This window comes from Pseudomonas sp. MBLB4123 (assembly GCF_051904775.1).
In the GTDB taxonomy this organism is placed as follows: domain Bacteria; phylum Pseudomonadota; class Gammaproteobacteria; order Pseudomonadales; family Pseudomonadaceae; genus Aquipseudomonas; species Aquipseudomonas benzenivorans_B.
On the sequence record NZ_CP196711.1, the window covers coordinates 1,484,083 to 1,499,627 of the forward strand.

13 protein-coding genes and 1 pseudogene are annotated in these 15,545 nt (G+C 69.5%); 6 read left to right on the forward strand and 8 right to left on the reverse strand.

What is annotated here, in order from left to right:
• Nucleotides 1–4 precede the first annotated feature (4 nt).
• Genes ACSX1C_RS06985 through ACSX1C_RS06995 form a run of 3 tightly spaced genes read left to right on the forward strand, consistent with a single transcriptional unit; the run spans nucleotide 5 to nucleotide 5,903 of the window.
• Complete coding sequence (locus ACSX1C_RS06985) at nucleotides 5–1,261, forward strand: TolC family protein (protein WP_439888829.1); 1,257 nt, start codon at nucleotides 5–7, stop codon at nucleotides 1,259–1,261.
• Nucleotides 1,258–2,736 carry an efflux RND transporter periplasmic adaptor subunit gene (locus tag ACSX1C_RS06990; protein ID WP_439888830.1) on the forward strand — a complete coding sequence of 493 codons (1,479 nt, stop codon included), beginning with the start codon at nucleotides 1,258–1,260 and terminating at the stop codon, nucleotides 2,734–2,736. The genes ACSX1C_RS06985 and ACSX1C_RS06990 overlap by 4 nt, the downstream gene beginning before the upstream one ends.
• Complete coding sequence (locus tag ACSX1C_RS06995; RefSeq protein WP_439888831.1) at nucleotides 2,733–5,903, forward strand: efflux RND transporter permease subunit; 3,171 nt, start codon at nucleotides 2,733–2,735, stop codon at nucleotides 5,901–5,903. Before ACSX1C_RS06990 ends, ACSX1C_RS06995 begins: the two co-directional genes overlap by 4 nt.
• 49 nt (nucleotides 5,904–5,952) lie before the next feature.
• Here the strand turns inward: ACSX1C_RS06995 and ACSX1C_RS07000 are convergent, their stop codons facing one another.
• On the reverse strand, nucleotides 5,953–6,384 hold the full coding sequence (locus tag ACSX1C_RS07000; RefSeq protein ID WP_439888832.1) for a MerR family DNA-binding protein: 432 nt from the start codon (nucleotides 6,382–6,384) through the stop codon (nucleotides 5,953–5,955).
• 63 nt (nucleotides 6,385–6,447) lie between these two features.
• Between ACSX1C_RS07000 and ACSX1C_RS07005 the strand changes: the two genes are divergently transcribed.
• Entirely contained in the window at nucleotides 6,448–7,080 is a 633-nt protein-coding gene (locus ACSX1C_RS07005; RefSeq protein ID WP_439888833.1) for a cation transporter, read from the forward strand.
• 10 nt (nucleotides 7,081–7,090) lie between these two features.
• Here ACSX1C_RS07005 and arfB read toward each other — a convergent pair whose 3' ends face one another.
• The 3 genes from arfB to ACSX1C_RS07020 form a co-directional block, all read right to left on the reverse strand.
• Nucleotides 7,091–7,504 carry an alternative ribosome rescue aminoacyl-tRNA hydrolase ArfB gene (arfB, locus tag ACSX1C_RS07010; protein ID WP_439888834.1) on the reverse strand — a complete coding sequence of 138 codons (414 nt, stop codon included), beginning with the start codon at nucleotides 7,502–7,504 and terminating at the stop codon, nucleotides 7,091–7,093.
• A 54-nt stretch (nucleotides 7,505–7,558) separates the two neighbouring features.
• A complete protein-coding gene (locus ACSX1C_RS07015; RefSeq protein WP_439888835.1) occupies nucleotides 7,559–8,113 on the reverse strand; it encodes a VOC family protein in 555 nt (184 codons plus the stop codon).
• A 101-nt stretch (nucleotides 8,114–8,214) separates the two neighbouring features.
• On the reverse strand, nucleotides 8,215–9,222 hold the full coding sequence (locus ACSX1C_RS07020) for a cyclase family protein (protein WP_439888836.1): 1,008 nt from the start codon (nucleotides 9,220–9,222) through the stop codon (nucleotides 8,215–8,217).
• A gap of 126 nt (nucleotides 9,223–9,348) precedes the next feature.
• Here ACSX1C_RS07020 and ACSX1C_RS07025 point away from each other — a divergent pair, with 126 nt between their 5' ends.
• Both ACSX1C_RS07025 and ACSX1C_RS07030 read left to right on the forward strand, forming a co-directional pair.
• Nucleotides 9,349–10,239, forward strand: coding sequence for a LysR substrate-binding domain-containing protein (locus ACSX1C_RS07025; protein WP_439888837.1), 891 nt, complete (start codon nucleotides 9,349–9,351; stop codon nucleotides 10,237–10,239).
• A gap of 116 nt (nucleotides 10,240–10,355) precedes the next feature.
• Nucleotides 10,356–11,426, forward strand: coding sequence for a metal-dependent hydrolase (locus tag ACSX1C_RS07030; protein WP_439888838.1), 1,071 nt, complete (start codon nucleotides 10,356–10,358; stop codon nucleotides 11,424–11,426).
• 21 nt (nucleotides 11,427–11,447) lie between these two features.
• Here the strand turns inward: ACSX1C_RS07030 and ACSX1C_RS07035 are convergent, their stop codons facing one another.
• The 4 genes and pseudogenes from ACSX1C_RS07035 to ACSX1C_RS07050 all read right to left on the reverse strand — a co-directional run bounded on the left by ACSX1C_RS07035 (nucleotide 11,448) and on the right by ACSX1C_RS07050 (nucleotide 15,537).
• Nucleotides 11,448–12,329: a methyl-accepting chemotaxis protein gene (locus ACSX1C_RS07035; RefSeq protein ID WP_439889377.1), complete on the reverse strand. Its 882-nt coding sequence runs from the start codon at nucleotides 12,327–12,329 to the stop codon at nucleotides 11,448–11,450.
• Nucleotides 12,306–13,403: pseudogene (locus tag ACSX1C_RS07040) on the reverse strand (HAMP domain-containing protein); the annotation flags it as partial. The gene ACSX1C_RS07035 and the pseudogene ACSX1C_RS07040, both read right to left, overlap by 24 nt.
• A 403-nt stretch (nucleotides 13,404–13,806) precedes the next feature.
• Nucleotides 13,807–14,457: a maleylacetoacetate isomerase gene (gene maiA, locus ACSX1C_RS07045; RefSeq protein WP_439888839.1), complete on the reverse strand. Its 651-nt coding sequence runs from the start codon at nucleotides 14,455–14,457 to the stop codon at nucleotides 13,807–13,809.
• Between the two features lie 96 nt (nucleotides 14,458–14,553).
• Nucleotides 14,554–15,537, reverse strand: a complete 984-nt coding sequence (locus ACSX1C_RS07050) for a fumarylacetoacetate hydrolase family protein (RefSeq protein ID WP_439888840.1) — start codon at nucleotides 15,535–15,537, stop codon at nucleotides 14,554–14,556.
• Between the last annotated feature and the right edge of the window lie 8 nt (nucleotides 15,538–15,545).

A 15,545-nucleotide genomic window follows, 5' to 3' on the forward strand; every position in this document is an offset into this window, starting at 1 on the left:
TGCCATGAGATCACCTCGTTTCCCCAACGGGCGCGCCGGCCTGGCCGCGCTGGCCGCCTGCCTGCTGGCCCTGCCGGCCACGGCGCCCGCCCTGACCCTGGAGCAGGCCCTGCAGCTGGCCGAACGCCAGGCGCCCTCCCTGGCCGCCCAGGCGGCCGGCGTCGAGGCCGCCCGTCACGCCGCCATCCCCGCCGGCGAACTGCCGGACCCCAAGCTGCGGCTCGGCCTGCAGAACGTCCCCATAGAAGGCGACAACCGCGCCCGCCTGAATAGCGAGCCCATGACCATGCAGATGGTCGGCTTCATGCAGGAGGTGCCCAACCGGGCCAAGCGCCAGGCGCGGGTCGATGTCGCCCAGGCCGGCCTGCAGCGCGCCGACGCCGAACTGCAGGTCGAACGCCTCAGGGTCAGGCGGGAAACCGCCCTGGCCTGGATCTCGGCTCTGGCCGTCGAACAGAAGCTCGCGCTGTTCGCCAGTCTCTACGAGGAAAACCGCCTGCTGGCCAAGGCGGTGCAGGCGCGCATCGCCGGCGGCCGCGGTCAGGCCGCCGACAGCGTGGCGCCGAAGCAGGAGGCGGCCCTGCTGGCCGAACAGGAGGACCAGCTGCTCAACACCCAGGCCAGGCAGCGGGCGGCCCTGCGCCGCTGGATCGGCGAGGCGGCCGAACGCACGCCGCAGGGGCGCCTGCCCCACTGGCCGGTCGACGCCCGGCATTACCAGGAGCGGCTGCAGCGCCACCCGGAACTGAGCGTCTTCGCGCCCATGACCGAGGAGGCCGAGGCCAGGGTGCGCGAGGCCGTGGCCGACAAGCGCCCGGACTGGAGCTGGGAGCTGGGCTACCAGCGCCGCGGCCGCGAGTTCGGCGATATGGTCAGCCTGCAATTCAGCGTCGACCTGCCGCTGTTCCCGGGCTCCCGGCAAAACCCCAGGATCGCCGCCCGCCACGCCGAGCTCGACCGCGTGCAGGCCGAGCGCCAGGATCTGGAGCGCGAGCATGCCGCGCAGCTGGCCGCGGACCTGGCCGACCACCGGCGCCTGCACCGCGCCGTGCAGCGCAGCCAGGACAGCCTGCTGCCGCTGGCCACGCAGAAGCAGGCGCTGACCCTGGCCGGCTACCGCGCCGGCAGCGGCGAGCTGGGCGAGGTGCTCCAAGCCCGCCGCGAGCTGATCGAGGCGCGCCTGCGGCACATCGACCTCGAGGAACAACGCGCCCTGACCGGCGCCCGCCTGCATTTCGCCTACGGAGAAGCCTCCCGATGAGCACTCGCATCATTCCCGGCGCCCTGCTGTTCGGCCTGGCGCTCGCCCTCGGCGCCACCGCTGGCTACTGGCTCGCCGGGCAACGGCCCGGCGCTACGCCGACCCAGGCCGCCGCCGCCCCTGCCGCCCCAGACGAGAAGGCGGTGCTGTACTGGTACGACCCCATGTACCCGCAGCAGAAGTTCGACCAGCCGGGCAAGTCGCCCTTCATGGACATGGACCTGGTGCCGCGCTACGCCGACGAGGCGGGCGACAGCGCCGCGCTGAGCATCGACCCGAGCCTCACCCAGAACCTCGGCATGCGCCTGGCCACGGTCAGCCGCGGCAGCCTGGCCGGCGAGCTGGAGCTGGTCGGCAGCCTGACCTTCGACGACCGCGCCGTCGCCCTGGTGCAGGCGCGCAGCGGCGGCTTCGTCGAACGCGTCTACCGCCGCGCCAACGAAGACCTGCTGGCCGCCGGCGAGCCGCTGGCCGATCTGCTGGTCCCCGAGTGGGCCGCCGCCCAGGAGGAATACCTCGCCCTGCGCGCGGTCGGCGACCCCGGGCTGCTGGCGGCGGCGCGCCAACGCCTGCGCCTGGCCGGCATGCCCGCCGCGCTGATCGCCCGCCTCGAGCGCAGCGGCCGGATGCAGGCGTTGTGGACGGTGACCAGCCCGATCGCCGGCGTGCTGCGCGAGCTCGAGGTGCGCGAGGGCATGACCCTGGACGCCGGCGCGACGCTGGCCCGGATCAACGGCCTGGAGCGCGTCTGGCTCGAGGTGGCGGTGCCGGAAGCCGAGGCCTCCGGGCTCGGCGCCGGCCAGGGCGTCGAGGTCCGGCTGCCGGCCTTCCCCGGCCAGGTGCTGGCGGCCAGGGTCGACGCCGTGCTGCCCCAGGCCAATCTGGACAGCCGCACCCTGCGCCTGCGCATCGAACTGGACAACCCCCAGGGCCGGCTGCGTCCCGGCATGACCGCCCAGGTGCGCCTGCAGCGGGCGGGCGAGCCCGGCACGCTGCTGCTGCCCAACGAGGCGGTGATCCGCACCGGCCGCCGCGCCCTGGTGATGCTCGCCGAAAGCGAGGGCCGCTACCGCCCGGTGGAGGTTCGCCTGGGCCGGGAGAGCACGACCCGGGTCGAGGTCCTGCAGGGCCTGGAAGAAGGCCAGCGGGTGGTCGCCTCCGGGCAGTTCCTGCTCGACTCCGAGGCCAGCCTGCGCGGGCTGCCGGCCCAGGCCCTGGACGCGCCGAGCGCCCAGGCGGCGCCGGCCCTGCACGAGGCCGAGGGGCGCATCGAGCAAATCGAGGCCCAGGCCCTGACCATCAGCCACGGCCCGTTCAAGACCCTCGGCATGCCCGGCATGCGCATGCGCTTCCCCCTGGCCGAAGCGGCCCTGGCCCGGGACATGCAGGTCGGCGACCGGGTGCGCTTCGGCGTGCGCGAGAGCGATGAGGGTCTGCGCATCGAGCGCCTGGAGAAACTGGAGGTGCAGCCATGATCGCCGCCGTGATCCGCTGGTCGGTGGCCAACCGCTTCCTGGTGCTGCTGGCCACCCTGTTCGCCGTGGGCTGGGGCAGCTGGTCGCTGCAGCACACCGCCGTCGATGCCCTGCCGGACCTGTCCGACGTGCAGGTGATCATCCGCACCCCCTACCCCGGCCAGGCGCCGCAGATAGTCGAGAACCAGGTCACCTACCCGCTGGCCACCACCATGCTCTCGGTGCCGGGGGCCAAAACGGTGCGCGGCTACTCCTTCTTCGGCGACAGCTACGTCTACGTGCTGTTCGAGGACGGCACCGACCTGTACTGGGCCCGCTCGCGGGTGCTGGAATACCTCAGCCAGGTGCAGAACCGCCTGCCGGCCGGCGCCGAGCCGGCGCTGGGGCCGGACGCCACCGGCGTCGGCTGGATCTACCAGTACGCCCTGGTGGACCGCAGCGGCCGCCACGACCTGGCGCAGCTGCGCGCCCTGCAGGACTGGTTCCTCAAGTTCGAGCTCAAGACCCTGGCCAACGTCGCCGAGGTGGCGACCATCGGCGGCATGGTCAAGCAGTACCAGGTGCTGCTCGACCCGGTCGCGCTGGCCAACCGCGGCATCACCCAGCAGCAGGTCGCCGAGGCCATAGGCCGGGCCAACCAGGAGACCGGCGGCAGCGTGCTGGAGCTGGCGGAAAGCGAGTTCATGCTGCGCGCCTCGGGCTATCTGCAGAGCCTCGAGGACTTCCGCGCCATCCCCCTGCGCCTGGACGCCGGCGGCGTGCCGGTGACCCTCGGCGAGGTGGCCCATGTGCAGCTCGGCCCGGAGATGCGCCGCGGCATCGCCGAACTGGACGGCGAAGGCGAGGTGGTCGGCGGCGTGGTGATACTGCGCAGCGGCAAGAATGCCCGCGAGGCCATCGCCGCGGTCAAGCTCAAGCTCGAGGAGCTGGAGAAGAGCCTGCCCGAGGGGGTGGAGCTGGTCACCAGCTACGACCGCAGCCAGCTGATCGACCGCGCGGTGGAGAACCTCGGCTACAAGCTGGTCGAGGAATTCATCGTGGTGGCCCTGGTCTGCGCCCTGTTCCTCTGGCACCTGCGCTCCTCCCTGGTGGCCATCGTCTCCTTGCCGGTCGGCATCCTGATGGCCTTCATCGTCATGCAGCAGCAGGGCATCAACGCCAACATCATGTCCCTCGGCGGTATCGCCATCGCCATCGGCGCCATGGTCGACGCCGCGGTGGTGATGATCGAGAACGCCCACAAGAAGATCGAGGCCTGGCGCGAAGCGCACCCCGGCGAGCCGCTGCAGGGGCCCCAGCACTGGCGGGTGATCACCGAGGCGGCGGTGGAAGTCGGCCCGGCACTGTTCTTCTGCCTGCTGATCATCACCCTGTCGTTCATCCCGGTGTTCACCCTGCAGGCCCAGGAAGGCCGGCTGTTCGGCCCGCTGGCCTTCACCAAGACCTACGCCATGGCCGCCGCCGCCGGGCTGTCGGTGACCCTGGTGCCGGTGCTGATGGGCTACTGGATTCGCGGGCGGATACCGGACGAGCGGCGCAACCCGCTCAACCGCGGGCTGATCCGCCTCTACCAGCCGGCCCTGGACGCCGTGCTGCGCCGCCCCAGGACCACCCTGCTGGCGGCGCTGGCGATCCTGCTCAGCGCGCTGTGGCCGATGAGCCGCCTGGGCGGCGAGTTCCTCCCGCCCCTGGACGAGGGCGACCTGCTCTATATGCCCACGGCGCTGCCCGGGCTGTCCGCGCAGAAGGCCGCCCAGCTGCTGCAGCAGACCGACCGGCTGATCAAGAGCGTGCCCGAGGTCGAGCGCGTGTTCGGCAAGGCCGGCCGCGCCGAGAGCGCCACCGACCCGGCGCCGCTGGAGATGTTCGAGACCACCATCCGCTTCAAGCCCCGGGAACAATGGCGCGCCGGCATGACCCCGGAGAAGCTGGTGGAGGAGCTGGACCGCACCGTGCAGGTGCCGGGCCTGGCCAACCTGTGGATTCCACCTATCCGCAACCGCATCGACATGCTCGCCACCGGGATCAAGAGCCCGATCGGGGTCAAGGTGGCCGGCAGCCACCTGGCGCAGATCGACGCGGTCACCCAGGCGGTGGAGCGGGTGGCCAAGACGGTGCCCGGGGTCAGTTCGGCCCTGGCCGAGCGCCTCACCGGCGGCCGCTACGTCGATGTCGACATCGACCGCCAGGCGGCCGCCCGCCACGGCCTGAACATCGCCGACGTGCAGGCCATAGTCGCCGGCGCCATCGGCGGCGCCAACATCGGCGAGACCGTCGAGGGCCTGGCGCGCTTCCCCATCAGCCTGCGCTATGGGCGCGAGTGGCGCGACTCATTGGCCGGCCTGCGCCAGTTGCCGATCTACACCCCCCAGGGCAGCCAGATCACCCTGGGCAGCGTGGCCAGGGTCAGCGTCAGCGACGGCCCGCCCATGCTCAAGAGCGAGAATGCCCGCCCCTCGGGCTGGGTCTATATCGACGTGCGCGGCCGCGACCTGGCCTCGGTGGTCGGCGACCTGCGCCGGGCCGTCGACGAGCAGGTGCAGCTGGAACCGGGCATGAGCCTGAGCTACTCGGGGCAGTTCGAGTTCCTCGAGCGGGCCAACGCCCGGCTCAAGCTGGTGGTGCCGGCCACCCTGGTGATCATCTTCGTGCTGCTCTACCTGTGCTTCGCCCGCGTCGGCGAGGCCCTGCTGATCATGGCCACCCTGCCCTTCGCCCTCGTCGGCGGGGTGTGGTTCCTCTATCTGCTGGGCTACAACCTGTCGGTGGCCACCGGCGTGGGCTTCATCGCCCTGGCCGGGGTCGCCGCCGAGTTCGGCGTGATCATGCTGCTGTACCTGAAGAACGCCTGGAGCGAGCGCCAGGACGCCGGCGACGGCAGCGAGCGCGCCCTGCTCGAGGCGATTCGCGAGGGCGCGGTGCAGCGGGTGCGGCCCAAGGCCATGACGGTGGCGGTGATCATCGCCGGCCTGCTGCCGATCCTGCTCGACAGCGGCACCGGCAGCGAGGTGATGAGCCGCATCGCCGCGCCCATGGTCGGCGGCATGGTCACCGCGCCGCTGCTGTCGCTGTTCGTGCTGCCGGCGGCCTATCGCCTAATGCGCCGGCGCGACCTGGCACGGGGCGAGGCCGTGGGACAGCAACCGGCGGCTGCGGCGGACGGCTAGCTAGCCGGTCGGGCCGAGTCGGCTGGCGAGGTCATCGGGCAAGCCGCCGCTAGTCGCACCCGGCACTGGGGCCGCTGCAGCACTCGCGCCGGTCCAGCGCTTCCAGCAGGCGGCAGTGCTCGGCCCGCCGGCTGTCGCAGCCGGCCAGCTTGGCCAGCTCGCCTTTCATCCGTTGCAGGTCCTGGATGCGCGCCTCGATGGCCCGCAGGTGTTCCTGCACCAGGCGGTCGGCGTCGGCGCAGGGGCTCTGCGGATGATCGGCCAGCTCGACCAGCGCCTTGATCTCTTCGAGACCGAACCCCAGCTCACGGCCTCGGCGAATAAAGCGCAGGCGGCGTACATCGATGGCCTGGTAATGGCGATAACCCGAGGCGCTGCGCGCCGGCTCCGGCAGCAGACCGCTGCGCTCGTAGAAACGAATGGTTTCCAGGTTCACTCCGCTCTCGCGGGCGAGTACCCCGATGGTGAATGCCTTGCCCATGGCTTGACTCCGTAGCGACTACAGGGTTTAGCGTACAACGCACCCACCATACGGAGAACCACCATGGCCGGACACTGCTGCAACGCCCCACCCGTCGCCCGCTCCCAGCGCTACCGCGCCATTCTGTGGATCGCCCTGGTGGTCAACTTGGTCATGTTCGTTCTGGAGATCGGCGCCGGCGCCCGGGCCGGTTCGACCTCGCTGCTGGCCGATTCGCTGGATTTTCTCGGCGACGCCGGTAACTACGCCATCAGCCTCTGGGTCCTCGGCCTGAGCGTGGCCACACGGGCCAAGGCTTCGCTGCTGAAAGCCCTGTCGATGCTGGCCTTCGGCGTCGGCGTGCTGGGCACGACCGCCTGGCAGATGCTCGGCGACGACCTGCCCGACGCCCAGACCATGGGCAGCGTGGGCCTGCTGGCGCTGCTGGCCAACCTAAGCGTGGCCGCCCTGCTCTACGCCTACCGCGAGGGCGACAGCAACATGCGCAGCGTCTGGCTGTGCACCCGCAATGACGCCCTGGGCAATGTCGCCGTGCTGCTGGCCGCGCTCGGCGTGTTCGGCACCGGCAGCGCCTGGCCGGATCTGCTGGTGGCCGCCTGCATGGCCAGCCTGGCGCTGACCTCCGCCTACCAGGTGATGGTCCAGGCGCGGCGCGAGCTGCGCGCCGCCAGCGTCGCCCCGGCTGCAACGGCCTGAGGCCAGGAGCTCAGAAGTCCACCTTGCCGCGGCCGGCCTTGATCGCCCCGCGCTTGCTCTTGCCTTCCAGGCGGCGCTTCTTCGAACCCAGGGTCGGCTTGGTCGGCCGCCGTGCCTTCTCGGTCTTGCCGGCGCTGCGGATCAGCTCGGCCAGGCGTTCCAGGGCATCGTTGCGGTTCTGTTCCTGGGTGCGGTACTGCTGGGCCTTGATGATGATCACCCCGTCCGCGGTGATGCGGCTGTCGCGCAGCGCCAGCAGGCGCTCCTTGTAGAAGGGCGGCAGGGACGAAGCCTGGCTGTCGAAGCGCAGGTGCACCGCGCTGGACACCTTGTTGACGTTCTGCCCACCGGCGCCCTGGGCGCGGATGGCGGTCAGCTCGACTTCGTCGTCGGGCAGGTGGACGCTGTTGGAGATCACCAGCATGGCGGGGTCTTGGCGAGAAAGGAGCGTTCAGGATACCTCAGCCTGCCTCCTCGATCAGCGCCGACCGAAGGCCGCGTCATGCTCCACACGCCACTGTTCCAGCGGACGAAAACCGGGCCGGGCGCGAATCTGCTGCTCGGTGAAGGCCAGCAGCTGCGCGTCGTCGAGGGCCAGGTCGATGGCAAACTTGCACGGCTGGTCGACATGCCAGGGCGTGTCGGCGAACACCTCCAGGCGGTTGCCTTCCGGGTCGCGAAAATAGAGCGACCAGGTGGTGCCGTGGGACACCGCCTCGACCGCCACGCCCTGGGCCGCGCTGAGCGCCTGGTGGCAGCGGCGCACCCCGGCCAGATTCGCCACGCGAAAGGAGATGTGGTCCAGCGGGCTGTCCCGGGGCCGTCGCGACGGACGGGGATTGAGCACCAACTGGTGGTGCTCGCCGGCATTGCGGCTGAGGAACACCATGGCGTCCGGCCCGGCGCCCCGGTCGCTGACGATGAAACCCAGGCCGGTGGTGTAGAAGGCCTCCATCTGCGCCACATCGCGCACATAGAGTTCGAAGTGACTCAAGGCCAGGTCGGGAAAGTCCGCTGGGTGCGTGCTGCTCATGATCCTAGGTTGCCTCGTTACAGCGTGAGTGGCAGGGCTGCTGCCCGGGCCCGGCCGCGCGCCAGGCAGACCGGCGCGCGACATGAGGCTGCATAGTGCCCCTATTCGATTGGCAGGGCCACCGGGCGCAACGGCGCGGCGTCGGCGCCACGGAATTTCAGCGGGGCGCCGACGAAGGCGAACTGGTACACCCGGTCCCGGGCCAGCTCTTCGAGGTTGGCCAGCTCGATGATCGGCGCGCCCTGCTGGGCCAGCAGGTAAGTGTGCACCGGCACGTAGTTACCCGACACTTCCGAAGGGAAGGCCTCGAAGCTCAGGTTGTCGGCACCGACCACCATGGCGCCTCCCTCCTCGATGAGATACTTGGCCGCCTCCAGGCCCAGGCCCGGCGCATTGCTCATGTAGGCCTGGGCATTGGCGTAATCGCGCATGCGCCCGGTGCGGATCAGCACCACATCGCCCTTCTCCAGGCCGACCTGCTGCCGCTTCAGGGCGTCACGCAGGTCCTGGGCGGTGACCTTGTAGTTGTCCGGCAGCATCTCCAGGTTCTTCGCCGCGGCCATGTCGATCAGCACGCCACGGGCGATGATCGGCGGCATGGTCTCGACCCCGGCCTTCTCCCAGCCGCGGTCGCCCAGGTGCTCGGCGGCGGAGAAGCCGTTCCAGATCTTGCCGTTCAGACCGAAGTGGTTGAGAGCATCGATGTGCGTGCCCATGTGCGCATACATGGACACCGCCGAGCCGCTGTAGCTGACGTGGCCGTTCATCGCCTCGCCGACCCTCATGGGATCGGCGATCTGGTTGCCCCGTGGGGTGTGGGTCATCCACATCTGATAGGGCGGATCGCCCGCTGCCTGCCAGCTGGGCATGCCGATGAAGTAGTCCACCGACAGGTCATAGGCGCGGCCGCCGGATACCCGCGCCAGGATGGCCGCCCTGGACTGCGGGGTGATCAGGTTGAGACGGCCGATCTCATCGGCCGCGCCCCAGGGGCTGACGCCCACCTCGGGCGCGGCCATGGCGGCGCCCCCGATCAGGGCCAAGGCCAGGGGCAAGGCGGCCGCCTGCTGACGGCCGAACTTCAGGTTTGCGCGAATGGACTGAAACATGGCGGACTCCTTGCGAAGGACGAGCCTCCCGACCCAACGCCGGAAAGCGATAGCGCATGGTATTTTTTTCGCTTACCGAGATAATCGGCTTAAAAATCAAAACATACTCAACCCAGGAGAAATTATATGGATCTGCTCGCGGCCATGCGCAGCTTCCGCCGGGTGGTGGAGCGCGGCAGTTTCAGCAAGGCCGCCGAGGACCTCGGCCAATCGGCCGCCGCGGTCAGCAAGCAGGTGCGCCAGCTCGAGGCGCGCCTGGGCAGCCTGTTGCTGCTGCGCACCACTCGGCGCATGAGCCTGTCGGAAACCGGCCGCGGCTACTTCGCCGAATGCTGCCGCCTGCTCGACGAGCTGGATGCCCTGGAACGCAGCACGGCCCGGGGTTCGGAAGAGGTCAGCGGCATCCTGCGGGTCAATGCACCATTGTCCTTCAGCCACAAGGTGCTGTCGCCGCTGCTGGCGCAATTCATGGCGCGCTACCCGCGCCTGAACGTCGAGCTGACCCTGAACGACCGTCTGCTCGACGTGGTGGCCGAAGGCTTCGACGTCTCGCTGCGCATTCGCGCCGAGCTGCACGACTCCTCCCTCATCGCCCGGCGCCTGGGCCGGACGCAGCAGATCCTCTGCGCCGCCCCCTCCTACCTGGAGCGCCACGGCGCGCCGGCGATGCTCGACGAACTGCGCGACCACGCCTGCCTGGCCTACCGCCTGGCCGACCATCCGGGACAGTGGAACCTCAGCGGCCCCGAGGGCATGGCCAGCATCCAGCTGCCGCCGCGCTTCTCGGCGGACAACAGCCTGATCCTCTGCGACCTGCTGCTCGCCGGCAGCGGCATCGGCGCCCTGCCCTCCTTTATCGCCCAGCCCTTGCTGGACAGCGGCCAGTTGCGGCGGGTGCTGCCGGCCTACCACTTTCCCCAACGCGGCATCTACGCCCTGTACAGCAGCAGCCGTCACATGCCACGCAAGGTGCGGGTGTTCGTCGACTTCCTCGCCGAGGCCCTGTCGAGGCAATGACGTCCCGACGCGCCGCGCCGGCTCGGGTATTTCGTAACCTTTGCTTGAAATTTACTCGCCGCCTCGGCCCCGCGCCTCGGTTAACTTAGGCATCTGTCCGCAATAGAGGTCGTGTCATGGATTCGCTTACCCAGGCAGTGCTCGGTGCCACCCTCCAGGGCGCCATGCTCGGCCGCTGGCAAGGACGCAAGGCGCTGCTGTATGGCGCCGTGCTCGGCACCCTGCCCGACCTCGACGTGGTGATCGAGTACGGCGATGCGGTGGCGAACATGACCTATCACCGCGGCTTCAGCCATTCGCTGTTCGTCCTCGGAGCCCTGGCGCTGCTGCTCACCTGGCTGGTCCGGCGCTTTCGCCCGCACCCCGGCTACTCGGGCCGGCGCCTGCTGGCCACGGTCGCGCTGGTGCTGCTGACTCACCCCCTGCTCGACAGCTTCACCAGCTACGGCACCCAGATCCTCTGGCCGTTGCCCCAGGTGCCGGTGGCCTGGTCGAGCATCTTCATCATCGACCCGCTGTACACCTTGCCGCTGCTGGTCGCGGTGCTGCTCGGGCTGATCTACGGCCTGCGCGACAAGCCGCCCCAGACGCCGGTGGTCGCCCTGGCCCTGTCCAGCCTCTACCTGGCCTCGACCCTGGCCGGCAAACAGATGGCCGAACAGCGGGTGGAGGCCGAACTGGCACGCCAGGGCATCCGCGCCGAGGCGCTGTTCAGCACCCCGACGCCGCTCAACAGCCTGCTCTGGCGGGTGATAGTGCTGGACGGCGAGTCCTATCACGAGGCCCTGGTCGGCTGGCTCGACCGCGATCCGCCGCAGCTCGAGCGCATCCCCCGGGGCACCGCCCTGGCCGCCGTGCTGGCCGACTCGCCGGCCTATCGCCGGCTGGCCTGGTTCACCGACGGTGTGCTGCGCTTCGACCGCATCGACGACCACCTGGTGGTCACCGACCTGCGCCTGGGCATGACCGGCTTCCATCCGTTCCGCTTCGATTTCGCTCACTGGCAGGACGGCGCCTGGCAGGTCAATAGCCAGGTCACGCGCTGGCCCATCGAGCGCGGCGAGCTACAGCGCCTGACGCTGCTCTGGCGGCGCATCTGGCAACCCGAGGTCGAGGTGCCGTTGCTGGCCTGGGCCAGCGAACTGAGCAAGCCGCTGCTGGCCAGGCACCCGCACCACGCGGACTGAGACTGCCGGCGGGGTCTCGGCTCAGGTGCGGAACTGCCCCACCAGGCCCTGCAGTTCGACGCCCAGGCGCGCCAGTTCGGCGCTGGAGGCGGCGGTCTGCTGGCTGGCGCCGGCGCTCTGCTCACCGATGTCGCGCACCCGGGTGATGCTTTCGCTGATGGTTTCCGCCACGGCGCTCTGCTCCTCGGCGGCGGCGGCGATCTGCTGGTTCATCTGCTCGATGGTGCTCACCGCCTGGGTGATGCGCCCCAAGGCCGCGCCGGCCTGCCCGGCCAGGTCCACGGTGCGTTGGGTCAGGCTGCGGCTGCTGTCCATCTGCGTCACCGCCCCCTTGGCCATGCGCTGCAGGCTGCCGATCAGGCCCTCGATCTCCTCGGTCGAATCATGGGTGCGCCGCGCCAGGGCCCGCACCTCGTCGGCGACTACCGCAAAACCACGGCCCTGATCCCCCGCCCGCGCCGCTTCGATGGCGGCATTGAGGGCCAGCAGGTTGGTCTGTTCGGCGACGCTACGGATCACCTCCAGCACGCTGCCGATGCGCTCGCTCTCCTGGCCGAGCGCCTGGATCGCCTCGGCCGACTGCTCCACCTCGGTTGCCAGGTGGCCGATCTGCTGCACCGCCTGCTGCACCACCTGGTTGCCCTGTTGCGCCTCCTGATCGGCGTCACGCGCGGCTATCGAGGCCTGCTCGGCATTCTGCGCGACCTCCTGCACGGTGGCCGCCATCTGGTGCATGGCCGTGGCGGTCTGCTCGGTTTCCATCTTCTGGCTCTGCACCCCGGCACTGGTCTGCGCGGTGATCGCCGACAACTGCTCGGCCGCCGCGGCAATCTGGCCGACGCCCCCCCCGATGCGCCCCACCAGGTTGCGCAGGCTACCGGTCATGTCCTGCATGGCGGCCATCAACTGGCCCAGTTCGTCCTTGCGCTGCAGTGGCAGGTCCCGACTCAGATCGCCTTCGGCGATGCGCCGGGCAAAGGCCACGGCCTGCTGCAAGGGAGCGACGATCGAACGAGAAATCAGCAGCGCGGCGAGCACCCCGAACACCACGGCGGCCGTCCCCATGGCGCCCAGCAGCAACAGCATCCGCTGACTATCGGTAGCCATGACCTGCTCTTCACTGGCCTGCGCCTCTTCGGCCAGAGCCACCACCTTCTGGGACTGCTGGACCATGGCCGCCTCGCTGGCCTGGTTCTGGCCGCGCACCTGCCGATAGTTGGCGAAGGCCTGCTGGTAAATCGTCAGTGCCTGCAAGGCGGCCTCGATGGCGCCCTTCTGCTCGTCATCCAGCCAGACCATCAGGCTACTGGCCGCGCTTTGCAGATCGGCGCCTATGTTGTTCCACTCCTCCAACGCAGCGTTCGAGCCGTCGATGATATAGGCGCTCTCATAGCCGCGCAGGTCGAGCATGCGCTTGCTCAGGCCGGACGCCGTTTCCGCCAGGGTCAGTGGATCGCTGCCGCGCAGCTTGTCGCCTTGCAGGCGCAGTTCGCGCACGGCGTCGTACATGTCCAGTTCGATCCCCTCGAATTGGTCGCGCGCCTCCCCGGCTGCCACGCTCATCTGTTCGCGCGCTTCGAGGGCCCTGGCCTGCTGCTGCACGAAGCCGTCGAACTGCTGCTGGTAGTCCATCACCGCCTGATCCATGGCCTGCAGACGAGTCTTGTCCGCCTGCGTGGCGCCTCGCATCTGCTCGCCCAACAGCTGGCGGGCCTTGCCAAGCTGAGTGCGCATCCGCTCGGCGCTTTCTGGCGTCTTGCTCAGGGCGAAGTCGCGCTCGAAGCGGCTCGCCTGGAGAATCTGCTCGCCGATCGCCGCCAAGCGAGTGGCCTGAGCGTGTCCTTGTAGCACCGTCTGCACGGAGAAGAAGCCGCTGCCGGCTACCGCCACGGTCAACAGCAACACCAGACCAAAACCACAAAGCAGCTTCTTGCCAACGGCAAGGTCGGCAAACAGGCGAGCGGCTGAATACGACATGGGGGGCGACTCCGTTATTGTTAGGCGTGGCAACTCGAACCTGCTCGTGGACAAGAGGTCTGTGCGCGTCGGATGGACAAACGCAATCTCTGTACCAGCTTGCCAGGCTATCGGCCGCCAGAGCCGAACATTGAGACCCGCCGCACCCGGCCATCCCGCCCCGGACGCCCCGTTCGGGCGAGTTGCCGGCCGGATAAGGCGCGGCCCCTTACCGCCCGAGGCCAAGGCGCCCTGGCGTCTTACGCCAGACAGGCTCGAGCCGATTCACTGATGGTGCCGGCCACCAGGCAGCAGGTGCTGCACGCCTGTCACGCCCCAATGGCGGCCGTTCGCCATCAGCACGACGCGGACGGCGGTTTTCCGCCGCCCGTGCGTGCGAACGCTCGAGCCAGTACGCCGGCGTCTATTGGGCGTCGGGTTGTGCCTGCGGAGCGGCCTGCCGGAAGGCCTCGTGCTCTTCGCAACGGGCTGCCATGGCCAGCAGACGCGGATAGCTCTCGAGTTCGCAGTTGAAACGCCGGGCGTTATACAACTGCGGAATCAGACAGGCCTCCAGATAGCCCGGCCGGTCCCCCAGGGACAGACGTCCATCGAAGTTCTTCAGCCCCTGCTCCACCGCAACCAGCCCGGTCGCCACCCAGTGCCGGTACCAGGCGTCCTTCGCCGCGTCGCCGACGCCCAACTCGGCGGACAGGTACTGCAGCACCCGCAGGTTGTTCAACGGGTGCACGTCGCAGGCGATATGCAGCGCCAGGGCACGCACCCGCGCGCGCTGGGCCGGATCGGCCGGCAGCAGCGCCGGCACCGGATAGACCTCCTCCAGGTACTCGAGGATCGCCAGCGACTGGGCGATGCGCACCCCGCCGTTGCCCGCGTCCACCAGCAGCGGCACCAACTCCTGCGGGTTGAGCGCCCGGTACTCGGCCGAATGCTGCTGGCCACCGTCCTTGACCAGGTGCACCGGCTCCTGCCGGTAGGCCAGGCCCTTGAGGTTCAGGGCGATGCGCACCCGGTAGGCGGCGCTGGAGCGCCAGTAGGAATAGAGCGTCAGCACAGGGCCTCCTCGTTCGCCGCCGTAGGCCGGGTATCGGTGTCAAAGGCAGCGATACCCGGCACGCGCGGTGCAGGGTAGCGCTGCGCCCCACCCAGCCTACGCCTCATATTTCTCCACCTGCTGGTCGATGGCGCCGAAGATGCTCTGGCCCTCGGCGTCGAACATCTCGATGCGCACCCGGTCGCCGAACCTGAGGAAAGGCGTCTGCGCCTCGCCCTGCTCGATGATCTCCAGCATGCGCTTCTCCGCCAGGCACGAGGAACCGGCGCTGCGGTCGTAGTTGGACACGGTGCCCGAGCCGATGATGGTGCCGCTGCCCAGCGGCCGGGTCTTGGCGGCATGGGCCACCAGGGTCGGGAAGTTGAAGGTCATGTCGGTGCCGGCGTCCGGCTGGCCGAACAGCGCACCATTGATGTGCGACACCAGCGGCCGATGGACCTTGCCGTCCTTCCAGCAGTCGCCCAGCTCGTCCGGGGTCACCGCCACCGGCGAGAAGCTCGACGACGGCTTGCTCTGATAGAAGCCGAAGCCCTTGGCCAGCTCGCCGGGGATCAGGTTGCGCAGGGACACGTCGTTGACCAGCATCAGCAGCTGGATATGTCCGGCCGCCTCGGCGGGCGTGGCGCCCATGGGCACGTCGTCGGTGATCACCGCCAGCTCGGCCTCCAGGTCGATGCCCCAGGCCTCATCGGCCAGGCGGATCGGGCTGTGCGGCGGGATGAAGGCGTCGGCACCGCCCTGGTACATCAGCGGGTCGTGCCAGAAGCTCTCCGGCATCTCCGCGCCACGGGCCTTGCGCACCAGCTCCACATGGTTGACGTAGGCGCTGCCGTCGGCCCAGTGGTAGGCGCGCGGCAGGGGGCTCGCGCAATCGGCCTGGTCGAAGACGAAGGCCTCTTCGCACAGGCCGTTGTTCAGGCGCTGGTAGATGGCCTCCAGCTGCGGGCGCTTGATCGCCCAGTCGTCCAGGGCAATCTGCAGGGTGGCGGCGATCTGCGGGACCCGCACCGCACGGGACAGGTCGCGGGACACCACCAGCAGTTCGCCGTCACGGCCTTGATTCAACGAAGCGAGTTTCATAGAGCATT